General features: G+C 60.1%; 14 protein-coding genes. 4 read left to right on the forward strand and 10 right to left on the reverse strand.

What is annotated here, in order from left to right:
• Nucleotides 1–28: 28 nt before the first annotated feature.
• The 8 genes from K0B93_RS17860 to K0B93_RS17895 all read right to left on the reverse strand — a co-directional run bounded on the left by K0B93_RS17860 (nucleotide 29) and on the right by K0B93_RS17895 (nucleotide 8107).
• Nucleotides 29–1192 carry a D-alanyl-D-alanine carboxypeptidase family protein gene (locus K0B93_RS17860; protein WP_219868605.1) on the reverse strand — a complete coding sequence of 388 codons (1164 nt, stop codon included), beginning with the start codon at nucleotides 1190–1192 and terminating at the stop codon, nucleotides 29–31.
• Nucleotides 1193–1236: 44 nt separating this feature from the next.
• Complete coding sequence (locus tag K0B93_RS17865) at nucleotides 1237–2130, reverse strand: septal ring lytic transglycosylase RlpA family protein (protein ID WP_219868606.1); 894 nt, start codon at nucleotides 2128–2130, stop codon at nucleotides 1237–1239.
• Nucleotides 2131–2256: 126 nt separating this feature from the next.
• Entirely contained in the window at nucleotides 2257–3399 is a 1143-nt protein-coding gene (gene rodA / locus K0B93_RS17870) for a rod shape-determining protein RodA (protein WP_219868607.1), read from the reverse strand.
• Nucleotides 3399–5294 (reverse strand): penicillin-binding protein 2, encoded by a 1896-nt coding sequence (mrdA, locus tag K0B93_RS17875; RefSeq protein WP_219868608.1) that lies wholly within the window; start codon nucleotides 5292–5294, stop codon nucleotides 3399–3401. Before mrdA ends, rodA begins: the two co-directional genes overlap by 1 nt.
• A gap of 9 nt (nucleotides 5295–5303) precedes the next feature.
• Nucleotides 5304–5774, reverse strand: coding sequence for a 23S rRNA (pseudouridine(1915)-N(3))-methyltransferase RlmH (gene rlmH / locus K0B93_RS17880; protein ID WP_219868609.1), 471 nt, complete (start codon nucleotides 5772–5774; stop codon nucleotides 5304–5306).
• Nucleotides 5775–5776: 2 nt separating this feature from the next.
• Complete coding sequence (rsfS, locus tag K0B93_RS17885) at nucleotides 5777–6127, reverse strand: ribosome silencing factor (protein ID WP_219868610.1); 351 nt, start codon at nucleotides 6125–6127, stop codon at nucleotides 5777–5779.
• A gap of 70 nt (nucleotides 6128–6197) precedes the next feature.
• Nucleotides 6198–6848, reverse strand: a complete 651-nt coding sequence (gene nadD / locus K0B93_RS17890) for a nicotinate-nucleotide adenylyltransferase (RefSeq protein ID WP_219868611.1) — start codon at nucleotides 6846–6848, stop codon at nucleotides 6198–6200.
• Between the two features lie 5 nt (nucleotides 6849–6853).
• Nucleotides 6854–8107 (reverse strand): glutamate-5-semialdehyde dehydrogenase, encoded by a 1254-nt coding sequence (locus tag K0B93_RS17895; protein ID WP_219868612.1) that lies wholly within the window; start codon nucleotides 8105–8107, stop codon nucleotides 6854–6856.
• A gap of 141 nt (nucleotides 8108–8248) precedes the next feature.
• Here K0B93_RS17895 and K0B93_RS17900 point away from each other — a divergent pair, with 141 nt between their 5' ends.
• Genes K0B93_RS17900 through K0B93_RS17910 form a run of 3 tightly spaced genes read left to right on the forward strand, consistent with a single transcriptional unit; the run spans nucleotide 8249 to nucleotide 11705 of the window.
• Entirely contained in the window at nucleotides 8249–9265 is a 1017-nt protein-coding gene (locus tag K0B93_RS17900) for a GGDEF domain-containing protein (RefSeq protein ID WP_219868613.1), read from the forward strand.
• On the forward strand, nucleotides 9262–10260 hold the full coding sequence (locus tag K0B93_RS17905; RefSeq protein ID WP_219868614.1) for a GGDEF domain-containing protein: 999 nt from the start codon (nucleotides 9262–9264) through the stop codon (nucleotides 10258–10260). Before K0B93_RS17900 ends, K0B93_RS17905 begins: the two co-directional genes overlap by 4 nt.
• The gene (locus tag K0B93_RS17910) at nucleotides 10257–11705 is read left to right on the forward strand and encodes a bifunctional DedA family/phosphatase PAP2 family protein (protein ID WP_219868615.1); all 1449 of its coding nucleotides are present in this window, start codon (nucleotides 10257–10259) and stop codon (nucleotides 11703–11705) included. The genes K0B93_RS17905 and K0B93_RS17910 overlap by 4 nt, the downstream gene beginning before the upstream one ends.
• Here the strand turns inward: K0B93_RS17910 and K0B93_RS17915 are convergent.
• Nucleotides 11702–12280, reverse strand: a complete 579-nt coding sequence (locus tag K0B93_RS17915; RefSeq protein ID WP_219868616.1) for an LON peptidase substrate-binding domain-containing protein — start codon at nucleotides 12278–12280, stop codon at nucleotides 11702–11704. The genes K0B93_RS17910 and K0B93_RS17915 overlap by 4 nt on opposite strands.
• A 50-nt stretch (nucleotides 12281–12330) precedes the next feature.
• Nucleotides 12331–13587: an HDOD domain-containing protein gene (locus K0B93_RS17920; protein WP_219868617.1), complete on the reverse strand. Its 1257-nt coding sequence runs from the start codon at nucleotides 13585–13587 to the stop codon at nucleotides 12331–12333.
• A gap of 173 nt (nucleotides 13588–13760) precedes the next feature.
• Here K0B93_RS17920 and ilvD point away from each other — a divergent pair, with 173 nt between their 5' ends.
• A complete protein-coding gene (gene ilvD / locus K0B93_RS17925) occupies nucleotides 13761–15596 on the forward strand; it encodes a dihydroxy-acid dehydratase (RefSeq protein ID WP_219868618.1) in 1836 nt (611 codons plus the stop codon).
• Nucleotides 15597–15631: the final 35 nt, after the last annotated feature.

Here is a 15631-nt window from a genome sequence, read left to right on the forward strand (position 1 = left end):
TCCCGGGGCCTCACTCAGTCACCCCTGCTCAGAACAATTGGAAGAAAAAGAGCTTGATGGCATCCCAGATACGTTTGAAGAAACCGCCCTCAGGTACCTCAGTCAGCGCGAGTACCGGCTGATCCACCAGCACGTCGCCATTCAGGGTCACTTTGACCCGACCCAGCTCATCCCCAACTTTAATGGGCGCTTTTATCACGGAATCAAGGTCCACCGTGGATTCCAGGTCGTTGCGGGAACCCCGGGGGATGGTGACGTAGACATCCTCGGTCAGGCCGACCGATAGCTGATCGGACTGCCCTGCCCAGACCCGGGCTTCCATCAGCTCCTGGCCGGCCCTGAACAGGCGCTCACTCTCGTAGTAGCGGAAGCCATAGTTCAACATCTTCTGAATTTCCTGGGAGCGCGATTCCGAGCTACTGGTCCCCATGACCACGGCAATGAATCGGGTGTCGTTGCGTTTTGCCGATGCCACCAGGCAGTAGCCCGCCTCCTCGGTATGTCCCGTCTTCAGGCCGTCCACACTGTCATCACGCCACAACAGGCTGTTCCGGTTCGGCTGCCGAATGTTGTTGTAGGTGAAATGCTTTTCCGCGTAAATCGGGTAGTTTTCCGGGTAATCGTTGATGATCGCCCGAGCCAGAATCGCGAGGTCATACGCGGTGGATCGGTGTTCGGGCGAGGGCAGGCCGGTGGCGTTCTCGAAGTTGGTATCCTTCATGCCCAGTATCTGGGCCTGCTGGTTCATGATGTCGACAAACGCGCCCTCGCTACCGGCCACAAACTCTGCCAGCGCGACCGAGGCATCATTTCCCGATTGGATGATCACACCTTTCAACAAGGTCTCGACGGGCACACTGGTGCCCTCCCGAATGAAGGTTCGTGAGCCCTCGGTTTTCCAGGCGCGAACACTGATCGGCACCATGTCGGACATGGAGATGCGCCCCTCATCAAGCTCCCGCTCGACGATATAGGCCGTCATCATCTTGGTAAGGCTCGCCGGCGGCAGGCGCTCATGGCTGTTTTCTTCCATGATGATCCGCCCGCTCTTCGGATCCATCAGCACGTAGGACGTGCCGGCGATCTGCGGCGGAGAGGGTATCAGAACTGACTGCGCGGTCGTTTTTCCCACCAGCATCAGGGTCAGGACAAAAATGATCGAAAAGGAGCGGAACAAGGATTTTAAGGCCATGGGTTCATTCATTCGTCGTTAGGTGTGTGTCTTTTTAATTGGTATCAATGTGAATCGGTCAACAGTATCGACTGGGAAAATCCCCGCGACTCAAGCAGGCTCTGGGTTCTTCGGGCACTGCCCTCATCGGCAAACGGACCAACCTGGACCCGGTGGAAGCGCCCGGACGCGGTGTCGATGGCCCGAACGCGCATGGGGTTCTCAAGCACCGCCCGGGCCCTGCCCAGCAATTCTTCTGCTGGATGCCGGCTGCTGAAGGAACCAAGCTGGACGAACAGGGCCTCATTACCGGGCGCTATCTGCCCACTGGCTACCACCCTGCTCTCAGGGTAGCTCACTGATGAGCCCGGCACGAACGGCTGGCCGGCCAAAAACATGGATCCGTCCGGTTTGACCGTTATGGCTGCCACCTCGACCCGGGCAGTCCCCCGCGACTGGTAGCCAAGCTTTTTCGCCGCCGCGTAGGACAAATCAATCAGACGATCGCCGTGGAAAGGTCCGCGATCGTTGACTCTCACGATGACCGACCGGCCATTGTCCAGGTTGGTCACCCTCGCGTAGCCGGGAATCCGCAGGGATTTGTGCGCCGCGGACATCGTGTACATATCGAAGGTCTCGCCGTTGGATGTCTTGTGGCCGTGGAATTTTTCGCCGTACCAGCTGGCCGTGCCACGCGCCACGTAGCCGTCGTTAGTCCCCATCACCTGATACTGTTTGCCCCAGACTGTGTAGGGGGACTTGTTACCGGCCCGCCTCGGCTTCTCGTACACGGGCCGGGCATCGGATAACCCGGACGCATCAAAATCCCCCGAGGGCGCGCGATCCTGGGATATTGTGTAACGGGAGGAATGGTCTGGTTCAGGTGCAGACGCACAGCCACCTAACACCAGGGCAGACATCACCGCCAATATCCATGAGAGCGAGGGCTTGAAGTTCACAGTCCGGAATTCCTCTTTCAAGACGGCCGCCGGATTCACTTTCACGCTTTGACGACCATGTCTTTATTGTAACGGGTTATAACCGGTATTCACCATTACCCACTTTCCACCTTTTGCAGGCCGCCGTCAGGCGCTGATCATTCGTCGATGGGTGTGGATGGACATCAATACACCAAAGGCGGCCATCAGCGTCACACCCGAGGTGCCACCATAACTGATCAACGGCAACGGCACACCAACCACCGGGAGCAATCCGCTGACCATTCCCACATTCACGAAGATGTAGATAAAGAACGTCATGGTCAGGGCACCGGCGAGCAGGCGACTGAACGAATCCTGGGCCGTCACCGCAATGTAGAGGCAGCGCAGGATGATGAGAAAATACACGGCCATCAGAGCCATCATGCCGATAAAACCAAACTCTTCCGCCAGCACCGCAACGATGAAATCCGTGTGGCTTTCAGGCAAAAATTCCAGATGGGACTGGGTCCCCTGCAGCCAGCCTTTCCCCTCGATGCCACCGGAACCTATGGCGGTCTTGGACTGAATAATATTCCAGCCTGCACCGAGCGGATCGCTCTGGGGATCGAGCAGGGTCAGGACCCGCTGTTTCTGATAGTCGCGCATGACAAAAAACCACATCATGGGCGCCGAGACCGACACCAGCGCCACGAAGGCGGTGATGAGCTTCCAGCTGATGCCGGCGAAGAACACCACGAAGATCCCGGCCATGCCCACCAGCAATGAGGTCCCCAGATCCGGCTGCTGAATAATCATCATCATTGGCACCAGCACAATGGCCAACCCGATGATGACATGCCGGAAACGGGGCGGCAGGTAATGTCGCGACAGATACCACGCCGCCATCATCGGAACCACCAGTTTCATCAACTCCGAAGGCTGGAACCGGGGCAGCCCGGGAATCGACAGCCAGCGTTGGGCGCCCTTGGCCCCCACACCGACCAGCAGGACCGCCAGCAAGGCGGCAATGCCCGCCCCGTAGAGCCACGGAGCCCAGCGCCTGAATACGGAAGGATCCAGCTGGGCAAACACCAGCATCACGACGAAGGCGACCCCAAGCCGAATCCCCTGGGCCTTGACCACCTCAATGTTTCGATCCGCCCCGCTGTACAGGACAAACAGACCGCCGGAGACCAGGATCAGAAGAAGAAACAGCAGGATCGGATCCAGGTGCAAGGCCGACCAGATTCCCCTTGGGCGACCGAGGGGGTTGGCGGCCGTCGAATCCACGAAATCGTTCAGCGCCATTACCCATCCCCTCCGGCTTTCACGCTGCCCACCAGGGCGCCGTCGTCGTTGGCGGGAAATTCGAGCAGCCAGGCATCGAACAGAGCCCGGGCAACAGGTGCCGCGGTGCTGCTGCCGCCGCCGCCATTCTCGACGATGACGGAGACGGCAATTTTTGGATTTTCAACCGGCGCAAAACCGACAAACAGGGCATGATCCCGCAGCCGTTCCCGGATTTCCTCGGCATCGTACTCCTCATCTTCCGCGAGACTGAAAACCTGGGCAGTGCCGGTTTTGCCTGCCATTCGATAGGGGGCATCGCTGCCGACCCGACGCGCCGTCCCCCGACGACCGTGCATAACCTCGGCCATGGTTTCGACGACGAATTCCCAGTCCCCCGGATTCTTGAGCTTGAGGGGTTCGTGGGTGCCGTCGGGCAGGTAATCCGTCACCGGAGTATCGCCCTCGATTTCCTTTAACAGCCGGGGTTCCGCCCAGGTGCCGCGATTGGCAATCAGCGACGTGGCCGTCGCCAGTTGCAGCGGCGTTGCCAGCATGAACCCCTGGCCAATACCCAGATTCACTGAATCGCCGGGGTACCAGGATTCGCTGCGCATGGCGCGCTTCCATTCCCTGGACGGTAGCAAACCACTCAGGGCGCCGGACACGTCGAGGGCTGCGTCCTCGCCGAATCCGAAGCGGGAGAGATAGCTGTACATGGTGTCCACGCCCATCTTCACGGCAATCTCGTAGAAGTAGACATCACAGGATTCGGCCATGGCGTCCATGAGATCAACCCAACCATGACCGCCCCGCTTCCAGTCCCGGTAGCGACGGCCGGAGTCGTTGAGCCGGAAGTAACCCGGATCCCAGATGGTGTAATCGCGCGTTGTCGCGCCACTGTCCAGGGCTGCGATGGCCAACATCGGTTTCATTGTAGAGCCCGGCGGATACTGGCCCCGGAGTGCGCGGTTGAACAGGGGCTTGTCGCGGCTCTCGCTGAGCTCGCGGTAATCATTGACGCTGATGCCGGTAACAAACTTGTTGGCATCGAACCCGGGCACGCTCGCCAGCGCGAGTATCCCGCCGGTGGCGGGCTCAATAGCGACAATTGCCCCGCGCCGGCCATCCAGCAGCTCGTGGGCCCGTTTCTGAAGTCTAAGATCGAGGTGCAGCTGGAGGTCCTCACCCGGAACCGGATTTTCCCGCTCCAGGACCCGCAGTGTCCGGCCCCGGGCGTTGGTCTCCACGTGCTGATAACCCACCTGGCCGTGCAACAGATCCTCGTAGAAGCGCTCGATGCCGGACTTGCCGATGTAATTGGTACCTGCATAGTTGACGGGATCAATGCGCTGAAGCTCATCCCGGTTAATGCGACTGACAAAACCAAGCGCGTGTGCGGTCAGCTCACTGTGGGGATAATAGCGGACCAGCTCGGCCGTCACTTCCACACCGGGTAATTCATGCCGGTGGACCGCAAGCCGCGCCATCTCCTGTTCATTGAGGTCGTAGCGAAGCGGAATCTCCTGGAAGGGGCGCCGGGGTTCCTGCAGACGGCGCTGGAACCGTTCCAGGTCCTCCTCGGAAACATCGAGAATTCCGCCAAGCTGAGACAGGGTCTGCGCCATTTCGTCCACCCGCTCAGGCACCAGCGTCACGCTGAACACCGGACGGTTTTCGGCCAACAAAGTGTGATTGCGATCGTAGACGAGACCTCGGGGAGGCGGAACTGACTGGACCTGAACGCGGTTTTTATCCGACAGGGTTGTGTAAACGTCGTGCTCAATCACCTGGAGCTGGTACATCCGGGCCAGCAACCCACCGATCAACAACACGACGAAGGTCAGCATCACCATGGCCCGACTCTGGAACAGTCGGCGCTCGGCAGCAGTGTCCTTGAATTCACCCCACGGCATGACGTTTTCCTAAGCCCGGTGGTACGGGTGGTTGCGGGTGATCGACCAGGCCCGATAAAGCTGCTCGGCCAGCACAATACGAACCAGGGGATGAGGCAGTGTCAGGGGCGACAAGGACCACTGCTGGTCCGCCCGCTGGCGGCAGCCCTCGGCCAGCCCATCCGGGCCACCCACGAAGAAACTGACGTCGCGGCCATCCTGCTGCCAGTTCTCCAATTGGCTCGCGAGTTTCTCGGTTGACCATGGCCGACCGCCCACTTCAAGAGCTATGACCCGGTCTTTCGGGCCGGCAGCAGCAAGAAGTGCCTCACTTTCGCGTTGCATCAATCTGGTGATATCCGGGTTCTTGCCTCTATGTGCCAGGGGAATTTCGACCAGCTCCAGGGGCAGTTCCGGCGGCATCCGGCGGGCGTAATCGTTATACCCGGCACTGACCCAGTCGGGCATTTTCTGCCCCACGCAGATCAGACGTAACCGCATGATTATTCGCTGCCCGCAACACCAAGATCCGGGGCATCCCGCCAAAAGCGCTCCAGATCATAGAACTCACGGGTGGCGGGCATCATGACGTGAACAACCACGTCGCCGAGGTCTACCAGTATCCAGTCACTGGCGGTTCCGCCCTCAACATTACCGGCACGGACGCCCTCTTCCTTGGCTTCGGAAACTACGGAGTCGGCAAGTGACTTTACGTGACGGTTGGACGTTCCGGATGCCAGAACCATGAAGTCTGTGACACTGGTACGGTCACGGACATCAATGACACTGATGTCCTGTGCTTTCACATCTTCAAGCGCGTTAACTACCAGATCTTTCAGTTGTTCTGCCTGCATAATCACCCTGTTAGACGGGCGTCGGCCGAAATGGCCGCCCGAAAAGTCATATTCAGACGCGATTGTAGCACTAAAAGTTCCCGCCGGGGCAGGCACCATAGAGCCCCAGACGACGAATCTCCCGCCACACAGAATCCGGAACCAGGTAACGCGGGGACCGACCGTCGCCAATCCGTTCCCGGATGCCGGTAGCGGAGATATCCAGAAGCGGAGGGTCCAGCTCGAGCATCAGACCGCCGGGCTGATTGTGCAGCAGCCTGACGTCCCGGACAGCACGTTTCGCCAGCATCCGCGATGGCTCACCGTCCGGATCAAGCCCCGCGCCGGGCCGGCGGACGACAATGATGTGGGCGAGATCGGGAATCTGCTGCCACTCCTGCCAGCGATCGAAACCGGCAAAGGCATCCGTCCCCACCACCATGGCCAGCGGAGCGTCAGGTCCGAGCTCGTGGCGCAGCTGTCGCAGGGTATCGGCGGTGTAGGACGCCCCGGCCCGCCGGAGTTCCCGATCATCTACCCGTAATTGGGGCTCATCGGCCACAGCCAACTCCAGCAGCTTCCAGCGCTGCTCGGAGGTGGCGCCGGTGTCGCCCCGATGGGGCGGTATATGACAAGGCACCAGACTGACCTGATTGACACTCAGTCGGTCACTGATCTCCAGCGCAAGACGAAGATGGCCGTGATGGATCGGATCGAAAGTTCCGCCGTAGATCACATGCATCGACATCAGGTCCGGATGTGACCGTCGCCGAATACCACGTATTTCTGGGACGTAAGCCCCTCTAACCCGACCGGTCCACGGGCGTGGATCTTATCGGTGGAGATGCCGATTTCAGCCCCCAGGCCGTACTCGAAGCCGTCCGCGAAGCGGGTCGAGGCATTCACCATTACCGAACTGGAGTCCACTTCGGTAATGAACCGACGGGCCCGGGTGAAATTTTCAGTGATGATGCTGTCGGTATGCTGGGAACTGTAGCGATTTATGTGCTCTATGGCACCGTCGAGACCATCAACCACACGAATCGCCAGGATCGGCCCCAGATACTCCGCCTCCCAGTCGGCTTCGACCGCTTCATCGGCATCGATGATCGCGCGGGTCTGGTCACACCCCCGCAACTCCACCCCTTTTTCCGAGAAGGCGGAAGCCAGCAGCGGCAACATATCCTCGGCGATCTCACAATCCACCAGCAGGGTTTCCATGGTGTTGCAGGTGCCATAGCGCTGGGTCTTCGCATTCACCGACACATTCAAGGCCTTTTCCGGATCGGCATGACTGTCGAGGTAGACATGACAAACCCCATCAAGGTGCTTGATGACAGGCACACGGGCATCCCGGCTGATGCGTTCGATCAGCCCCTTGCCACCGCGTGGCACAATCACATCCACATACCTGGGCATGGTAATCAATTCACCCACCGCGGCTCGATCGGTGGTTTTGATAACCTGCACGGCGGTTTCAGGAAGACCGGCCTCGGCCAGTCCGCGGGCCAGGCACTGCGCAATGGCCTGGTTGGAGTGAATGGATTCAGAACCACCCCGAAGGATGGTTGCATTACCCGATTTCAGGCAGAGGCTGGCGGCTTCGACCGTCACATTCGGACGGGATTCGTAGATGATGCCGATCACGCCCAGCGGCACCCGCATTTTGCCAACCTGGATGCCCGACGGGCGGTAGGTCATGTCGGTTATTTCTCCGATCGGATCCGGCAGCGATGCCACCTGGCGAAGGCCCTCGATCATCGCATCAATGCGCTGCGGTGTGAGCTCCAGTCGGTCGAGCATGGCAACGTCCAGCCCGTTGTCACGGCCACTCTCGAGATCCCTGCTGTTGGCCACGGCCAGTTCGTCGCGGGCCTCATCCAGCGCGCGGGCCGTCGCCAACAGGGCCTGATTGCGCACGGCTGTGGTAGAGCGCGCCACTTGCGTTGCCGCTGCGCGGGCCTGTTCTCCGACGTCAGCCATGTAAGCTGCAATATCCATCCGTTTACCTTCGTGTTTTCGAGCAGAATTCATTAATACCCGCTAACTTTACCTTTCCCGTTTCAAGTACGCACCCCAAACAGATATTATAGCGCTGCGGTATGCCACATACTTAGGGAGTTTCAGAAAAGGAAGGACACCATGGCCCAACTGGCCGAGAAATTTCTATTGAGCAGACTGTCGCGGGCCGGATTCGTCGCCCTGATTGCCATAGCCGCACTTTGCGCCGTGTTGGGGGAGCCACTGACGTCCGCCACGGCAGCCGCAGCCGCCGGAATCGTCATCTGCGGGCGCACTTTTCACGCCAGTCGCCAGCACCGTCCCTGGCCACAGCTCCAACAACTGTTTTTCGTGGTCCTATTGCTGCTTCTGCTGACCAGCTTCTGGACCGGACCCTGGGCTCTCAGCCACTGGTTTTATGCGATCCCCCTGCTTGCCTTTGCCCTGGTCAGGCCGGGCCTGGCAATCGCGATCACCCTGGCATTCATGGCCCTGGCCGGCCTGGCCATTCCTACGGCAACCGGCCTGGCCGATCGCCACCAGATGATCAGCGCGTTCATGCTTACCACCCTGCTTTCGGGCCTGCTGGTGTTCCTGCGCGAGTATAAAACCCGCCAGCTCGCCCCCTTGCGCCGCACTGACGAGCTGACCCAGGCCGCCAGCAGGGAGTACCTCTCGGCTGACCTGCACAAGGAAATCCAGCGCAGCGAGCGCGAAGGAACCGACATGTCGATTATCATGATCGGCCTCGACACCCACTTGAGCGACCATGATCCGGACGAGGACATCCGATCCATCCTGCCCCGGATTGGCCGTTACCTGCACAGCCAGATCCGGGATTTTGATACCTATTATCGGGTCGCGGACCTGCAATTTCTGGTGATTCTCCCCGGCATTGCCACCAGCGACGCCATCAACCGGTCTGAAATCATCCGAAAGGGTCTGTGCACCCTGCTGGAATCCCACGGCATGGCGCTAACCGTGAGCACGGGCATCGCCGGGCTCAACATCGGCGATGACGCCGACAGTTTGCAGCAGAGCGCCGCCAACGCCCTGCGCCGGGCCCAGCAACAAGGTGGCAACCGGACCCAGGCCTACAGCGCCTGGACGCAATCCGGAACCTCAGGCTCAACTTCGGCTGAAGGACCTGCATCATGACCGAAACGCGTCTGCGCACCCTGACCCACAGCATCGGTTACATCCTGGCGACTCTGTTCATCTTCACCCTGGCAATGCAGAACCTTCGCTATGGTTTTTACGAGTTGTTCTACCTTGCCACCGGCATGGCCATGCTGACCCTCGGCGGTGTTGCCTATACCTTCATTTGTCGCCGGCACCAGTTGTCGGCGCCGGGGCACCTGATCATCCTGGCGGGGCTGAACAGCGGCCTGCTGGCCGCCCTGCTCACCCTGGACAGCCCCGGCATCGCCCACTGGGCCATGCCCATGCTGATCCTTAACCTGCTGATCCTGCCGCTCAGACAGGGCGTGGCACTGTCTGTCCTGCTGCTGCTGCCGACCTCTGCAGCGGTCCTGTTCCGGCAGGCACCCGCAGACGCCCTGACCGTGATTGCAGGACTTTTCATTCTGCTCACGGCGGCCTCCCTCTACATCTGGCATTATGACCACATGGCCCAGTCCGCGGAGGATCTGGCAATCACGGATTCGGTCACCGGAGCCCACAATGCCCGCTTTCTGGACGAAACCCTGCAGAAGGAAATCAGCCGGGCCATCGCCACCGGCCACCCGTTGTCTGTGATTGATCTGAGTATCGACTACGCAGATGAGGCCGAGGACCTTTACGGCAAGGGCGGCGTACAGAATCTGTTTCGCGACATGACGGAGCACCTGTTCGGCGTGATCCGCGCCGGTGACACGCTCTATACCTTGAATGAGTCGGAATTTTTCCTGATTCTGCCCTTCACTCCGGAAGAAGGCGTGAGAGTGATCGCTGAGCGCATTCGTCGCACCATCGCTGAACACCAGTGGCCAGTTGTTGGCAAGGTTACGGTCAGCCTCGGCTGCACCACCCGTGGCAGCGGTGACACGCGCACCGACGGGCTCCGTAAGCGCGCCCACGAGGCCATGGAGGAAGCCCGTCGGCGCGGCGCCGATTCGGTCTGGTTCAGTGCTGGAGAGACCATCACGGCATGAGCGCGGACTGGCTGCAGAATCTGTCGGCCTGGCTCAGCGTGCACCCCGGCTGGCTGGCTATCGCCCTGTTCAGCACCGCCTTCGTTGAATCCCTGGCCCTTGCGGGTATCGTTGTGCCCGGGGTCGCCATTCTATTTGCGTTCGCGGCACTGGCCGGAAAAACCGGCATGCCCCTGACGGAAACACTCATCTGGGCCGGCCTGGGCGCGATTGCCGGCGATACGCTCAGCTTTGCCCTGGGACGGAAACTCCAGGGTCGGCTGGATTCGGTCTGGCCGCTCAGCCGCTACCCAAAGCTCATTCGCAAGGGGAAGTCCTTCTTTCGTCAACACGGCGGCAAGAGTGTCGTCATAGGTCGCTTCGTTGGGCCCGTTCGCCCTGTCATCCCGCTCATTGCCGGCGCCCTGTGGATGCCCTGGCAACGGTTTCTCGCCTTCAATATCGCTTCGGCAATTGGCTGGGCGCCGGTATATATTCTGCCGGGCTTTCTGGTCGGAAGTGCACTGGCCAGCGAGATTCAGCCGCCCGCGCATTTTTACGCCGTGGTGGGGGTCAGTCTGGCGGTCATGGTCGTGGTTTACCTGGTGCTGATACAGTTCCAGCTCGGACTCGGTCAAGGCAGCCGGTTTTACTCCTGGCTGGAACGACGGATGGCGACCTACGACGCTACCCACCGCTTCTGGCGACTGTATACCAATCACCGGCCGGACCGGGGTGGTGAGTTTCCCCTTCCCTCGCTAATGATGGCATTGGGGGCTTCCGGCTTACTGTTGCTGTGGGGACAGCTCGCGACAAACACTGCGAGCCTGGAACCGTTCGACCAGCTGGTGTTCGCCTGGTTCGAACAGCTCCGGCAACCCATCCTGGATGGCCCGGTCATCATCGCGACCCTGCTGGGAGATCCGCCAGTGTTGATCACTGCGGCGATTCTCGCGACCCTGGCGCTGGTTTTTCGGGGCTACTACGCCGCCGCTATCCACATTGTCATGGCGGCGGCGCTCACCTTCGTCCTGGTCTGGCTGTTGAAATCCACGCTCGGGGTCACGCGACCGGACGCGGTGCTCAGCCCGCCTGCGTCGGATGCCTTTCCGAGCGGTCATAGCGCTGGAATCACTGTATTTGTGACCCTCGCTGCCAGTTTCGTTGCCGGGGAAACCCGAAGCCACAATCGGTGGCAATCCTACGTGCTATTGTCTCTGCCGCTGCTGCCTGTGGCGCTTAGCCGACTGTATCTCGGCGTACACTGGTTTACGGATGTGATCGGAGGCATCTTGCTGGGGATGGCGATTACCGGGGCGATACGGGCAAGCTACAGCCGATACGATCGGATTCACCTGGCACCGGATGTATCCATGGCAGTGGCAGGCGCCGTATGGCTGGCATTCACCATCGGCTATGTGGTCCTGGCATGGCCACAAGCGCAGATGGATTTCCGGCCGATCTAACCCTCTTCAAGGGCTTCGAGCAGTTCCTGCAATCGGCTGAGCCTTTCAAGCGGATCCTGCAACTCAACCAATCGCTGCTTTTCCTGCTTATCCAGTGGCAACAGTTCGGTCAGGCGCCAGCCCACGTGTCGGGCATCCCGGTAGTCCACATCCATGTCGAGATCACGAACCACCGGATGCTTGAAAAGCGCCCGAAGCACCGAGGGCAGCTCGCTGAACCGTGCCGGCACTTCGCGGTCGGCCTCGTCCAGCAGGACCTCGACATCACCGACATTGAGGCCATCGTCCTGCTGCCAGCTGCGAACCACCGTCACTTTGGAGGCGCCTTCCACGGTGATGCCGAGCAGGCCATTCTCCAACTGCTGAAAATCAATAATCCGGACGTAGGTGCCGATGTCATAAAACGAAGCGGTCGGGCCTGTCTCCGCGCCATCGCGCAAGAGGACCACGACAAATCCGCGATCTTCCTTGAGGCAACGGGTGAGCATATCAATATAACGGGGCTCAAACAGCTGCAGGGGTATCCTCCCCCGGGGGAGAACGATGGAATTCAGGGGGAAGAGAGGTACATTCATATCAACACTAGTCACCGCGTGGCGGACCCAAAAAAATCAGACCCATCGGGTCATCGAATAGAAAGCAACTGCTGTACTTCGTCAACCCGGGCACGAGCCTCGGTCAACAGCTGGAGGCTGCGCGAGGCGTTAAGCTCCAGCTCTCCCAACCGGCGATAGGCCGGCACCTGATCGAACCGTGGTAACTCGGCATTCTGGTGCGAACCAATCATCGAATGCAATTGCGCAACGATCACCACATCGGTCAGTTGCGGCTCCGGTTCGCGACATTCATGGTGCCACTCTTCCGCGTGGCGAACCGACTCGATGAAGGCCGGCGGAAACGCCCAGCTTTCCAGCACCGCCGTACCGACATCTGCACGAAGTTCACGGATCGCATGTCGCAGGTTGTCCGGATCCGAGAACAGGCTCGGGTGATGCTCCGCCTGGACCAACACCGGCACCACACCGATGTCGTGCAACAATCCGGCCAGCATGGCCTCCTCCGGGTTCAGCCGGGTAGCGTGATCGGCCAGCACCCAACACAATGCCGCAACCTCCCGGGAGTGGCGCCACAGGTTCTCCATCTCTTTCTGCAAAGCTGCCTGCCGGCTCTTGAAGACCTCGCGCATGGAGAAAACCGTCACCAACTGCCGGGTGGTTCTCATCCCCAGCCGAACCACCGACTCGCGAACATTGCGCACGTCACTGAAGCCGCGATACAGCGGACTGTTGCACGCCCGCACCAGCTTGGCAGCTATGGCCGGGTCGGCGGAAATGGCACTGGCAACCTGCTCGGCCGTGGAATCTTCCCGGTCAACCAGCCGGCGAACCTTCCATGCCACGTCCGGGACGCTGGGCAGCTTGATCTGGTTGGAGCGCAGCTCGGAGTAAAACTCCATCAGCAGCTCATGCGCTTCACCTTCTCTGCCACCAAAACCTTCACCCGAATTCATGTCCACCTGGTCTACGGGTGCTGATCGCAGCATCTGGTTCAGGATATCCTGCTCGACCGCAAGAATTTCGCACGGCCGTACCGCCGTCACCTCGTACATCCGTGGCTGAAGTCTGGCAATAGGATTGAGCGCTTTCTCGGTCTCGGCCTCGATCAGGGATTTGCGACCATCAACCGACTCCAGCTCCACCAGGCCCGAGACCAGGAAGAAATCGAGACCGTCCCTGACCCCGCGTTCCACCACACGTTGGCCGGCACCGTACGTCCGGCGCTCTGCACGACTGGCCAACAGTACCAGTTGATCATCGCCAAGCCGGTTCAGGGGCTGGAATTCTTTCAGACGGCGAAGTGGCAGGCTTTCCCGGCCGGCCATAGGCAAGCTCCTTTCATGAGGCAAATCCGGAGGCGATTTGTGCTCCCTTATATGCATTGTAAACACGGCCTGCTAAAACAACCATGCGATAGGAGTCTAATCTGGTATTCTTTTACGTCGCACAAAGCCAACCAGAAACCACCATCAGGTAACAACAGAGAGATCAGAACACCATGCCTCAGTATCGTTCGCGGACTTCCACCGCTGGCCGCAATATGGCCGGCGCCCGCGCCCTCTGGCGCGCCACCGGTATGAAAAACGAGGATTTCGGCAAACCCATCATCGCAGTCGCCAACTCCTTTACTCAGTTCGTACCCGGTCACGTCCATCTGAAAGATCTGGGGCAGCTCGTCTGCCGCGAAATCGAGGAAGCCGGCGGTGTCGCCAAGGAGTTCAACACCATCGCCGTCGATGATGGCATTGCCATGGGCCACGACGGCATGCTGTATTCCCTGCCTTCCAGGGAGATCATCGCCGACTCTGTTGAGTACATGGTCAACGCCCACTGCGCCGACGCATTGGTCTGCATCTCCAACTGCGACAAGATCACCCCGGGCATGCTCATGGCTGCCATGCGTCTGAACATCCCCACCATCTTCGTGTCCGGCGGCCCGATGGAAGCCGGCAAAACCAAGTTGTCTGAACACAAGCTTGACCTGGTTGATGCCATGGTTATCGCCGCCGATCCCAACGCCGACGATGAAACCGTGGCCGAATATGAGCGCAGTGCCTGTCCCACCTGCGGCTCCTGTTCCGGCATGTTCACAGCCAACTCCATGAACTGCCTGACGGAAGCCATCGGCCTGGCCCTGCCCGGCAATGGCTCCCTGCTGGCCACCCACGCCGATCGCGAGCAACTGTTCCTGAAGGCCGGTCGTCAGATTGTGGAGAATACGCGGCGCTATTACGAGGAAGACGACGCCAGCGTTCTTCCCCTGAGCATCGCCTCCATGGCCGCGTTCGAAAACGCCATGGTAATGGACATCGCCATGGGCGGCTCGACCAACACCATCCTGCATCTTCTCGCGGCGGCTCAGGAAGGCGGAGTGCCGTTCTCCCTGAATGAAATCGATCAACTCTCCCGCAAGGTGCCCCAGCTGTGCAAGGTTGCCCCCAACTCGCCCAAGTATCACATGGAAGACGTCCATCGGGCCGGTGGTATCATGGGCATTCTCGGGGAACTGGAACGGGGCGGATTGATCAACACGGATTTGCCCACCGTGCACAGCAAGACCATGAGCGAAGCCCTCGAAACCTGGGACATCATGCGCTCTCCGCCCGCCGAAGTGGTGGAATTCTACAAGGCTGGCCCGGCCGGGATTCCAACCCAGACGGCCTTCAGCCAAAGCACTCGCTGGCCAGCTCTTGATGGCGACCGGGAGACCGGCTGCATCCGGTCGGTTGAGAATGCCTATTCCTCCGAAGGCGGACTGGCAGTGCTCTACGGGAATATTGCCCTGGACGGCTGCGTTGTTAAAACCGCCGGCGTCGATGAAAGCATCTATGTGTTCGAAGGGACGGCGCGGGTGTTTGAAAGCCAGGACTCCGCTGTCGCCGGCATCTTGAGCGACGAGGTCAAACCGGGCGAGGTGGTCATTATTCGTTACGAAGGCCCACGCGGTGGCCCCGGCATGCAGGAAATGCTGTATCCCACCAGTTACCTGAAGTCCAAGGGGTTGGGTAAGGACTGCGCCCTGCTGACCGACGGTCGCTTCTCCGGCGGCACCTCTGGCCTGTCGATTGGCCATGCCTCGCCCGAGGCCGCAGCGGGCGGTGCCATCGGCCTGATTGAGAATGGCGATCGCATTCGCATCGACATCCCGAACCGCACGATCAATGTCGAGCTGGACCAGCACGAACTGGATCGCCGGCGGGAGGCTCGCGAGGCCAAGGGCTGGAAACCCGACCTGGCCCGGGACCGCAAGGTGTCGGCGGCCCTTAAGGCATACGCCCTGCTGGCCACCAGTGCCGATAAGGGCGCGGTAAGGGACCTGAGCAAGCTCGATTAGGCCGCGTCCGCCCAAAAAAAAGCCCGCTCAGGATA

The sequence above is a fragment of the Marinobacter sp. F4218 genome, assembly GCF_019443085.1.
Lineage (GTDB): Bacteria > Pseudomonadota > Gammaproteobacteria > Pseudomonadales > Oleiphilaceae > Marinobacter > Marinobacter albus.

Excerpts from the sequence above, each read along its gene's own strand:
- K0B93_RS17860 (WP_219868605.1), bottom strand. The coding sequence starts at position 1,192 with ATGGCCTTAAAATCCTTGTTCCGCTCCTTTTCGATCATTTTTGTCCTG.
- rodA (WP_219868607.1), bottom strand. The coding sequence starts at position 3,399 with ATGGCGCTGAACGATTTCGTGGATTCGACGGCCGCCAACCCCCTCGGT.
- mrdA (WP_219868608.1), bottom strand. The coding sequence starts at position 5,294 with ATGCCGTGGGGTGAATTCAAGGACACTGCTGCCGAGCGCCGACTGTTC.
- rlmH (WP_219868609.1), bottom strand. The coding sequence starts at position 5,774 with ATGCGGTTACGTCTGATCTGCGTGGGGCAGAAAATGCCCGACTGGGTC.
- rsfS (WP_219868610.1), bottom strand. The coding sequence starts at position 6,127 with ATGCAGGCAGAACAACTGAAAGATCTGGTAGTTAACGCGCTTGAAGAT.
- nadD (WP_219868611.1), bottom strand. The coding sequence starts at position 6,848 with ATGCATGTGATCTACGGCGGAACTTTCGATCCGATCCATCACGGCCAT.
- K0B93_RS17895 (WP_219868612.1), bottom strand. The coding sequence starts at position 8,107 with ATGGATATTGCAGCTTACATGGCTGACGTCGGAGAACAGGCCCGCGCA.
- K0B93_RS17900 (WP_219868613.1), top strand. The coding sequence starts at position 8,249 with ATGGCCCAACTGGCCGAGAAATTTCTATTGAGCAGACTGTCGCGGGCC.
- K0B93_RS17905 (WP_219868614.1), top strand. The coding sequence starts at position 9,262 with ATGACCGAAACGCGTCTGCGCACCCTGACCCACAGCATCGGTTACATC.
- K0B93_RS17910 (WP_219868615.1), top strand. The coding sequence starts at position 10,257 with ATGAGCGCGGACTGGCTGCAGAATCTGTCGGCCTGGCTCAGCGTGCAC.
- K0B93_RS17915 (WP_219868616.1), bottom strand. The coding sequence starts at position 12,280 with ATGAATGTACCTCTCTTCCCCCTGAATTCCATCGTTCTCCCCCGGGGG.
- K0B93_RS17920 (WP_219868617.1), bottom strand. The coding sequence starts at position 13,587 with ATGGCCGGCCGGGAAAGCCTGCCACTTCGCCGTCTGAAAGAATTCCAG.
- ilvD (WP_219868618.1), top strand. The coding sequence starts at position 13,761 with ATGCCTCAGTATCGTTCGCGGACTTCCACCGCTGGCCGCAATATGGCC.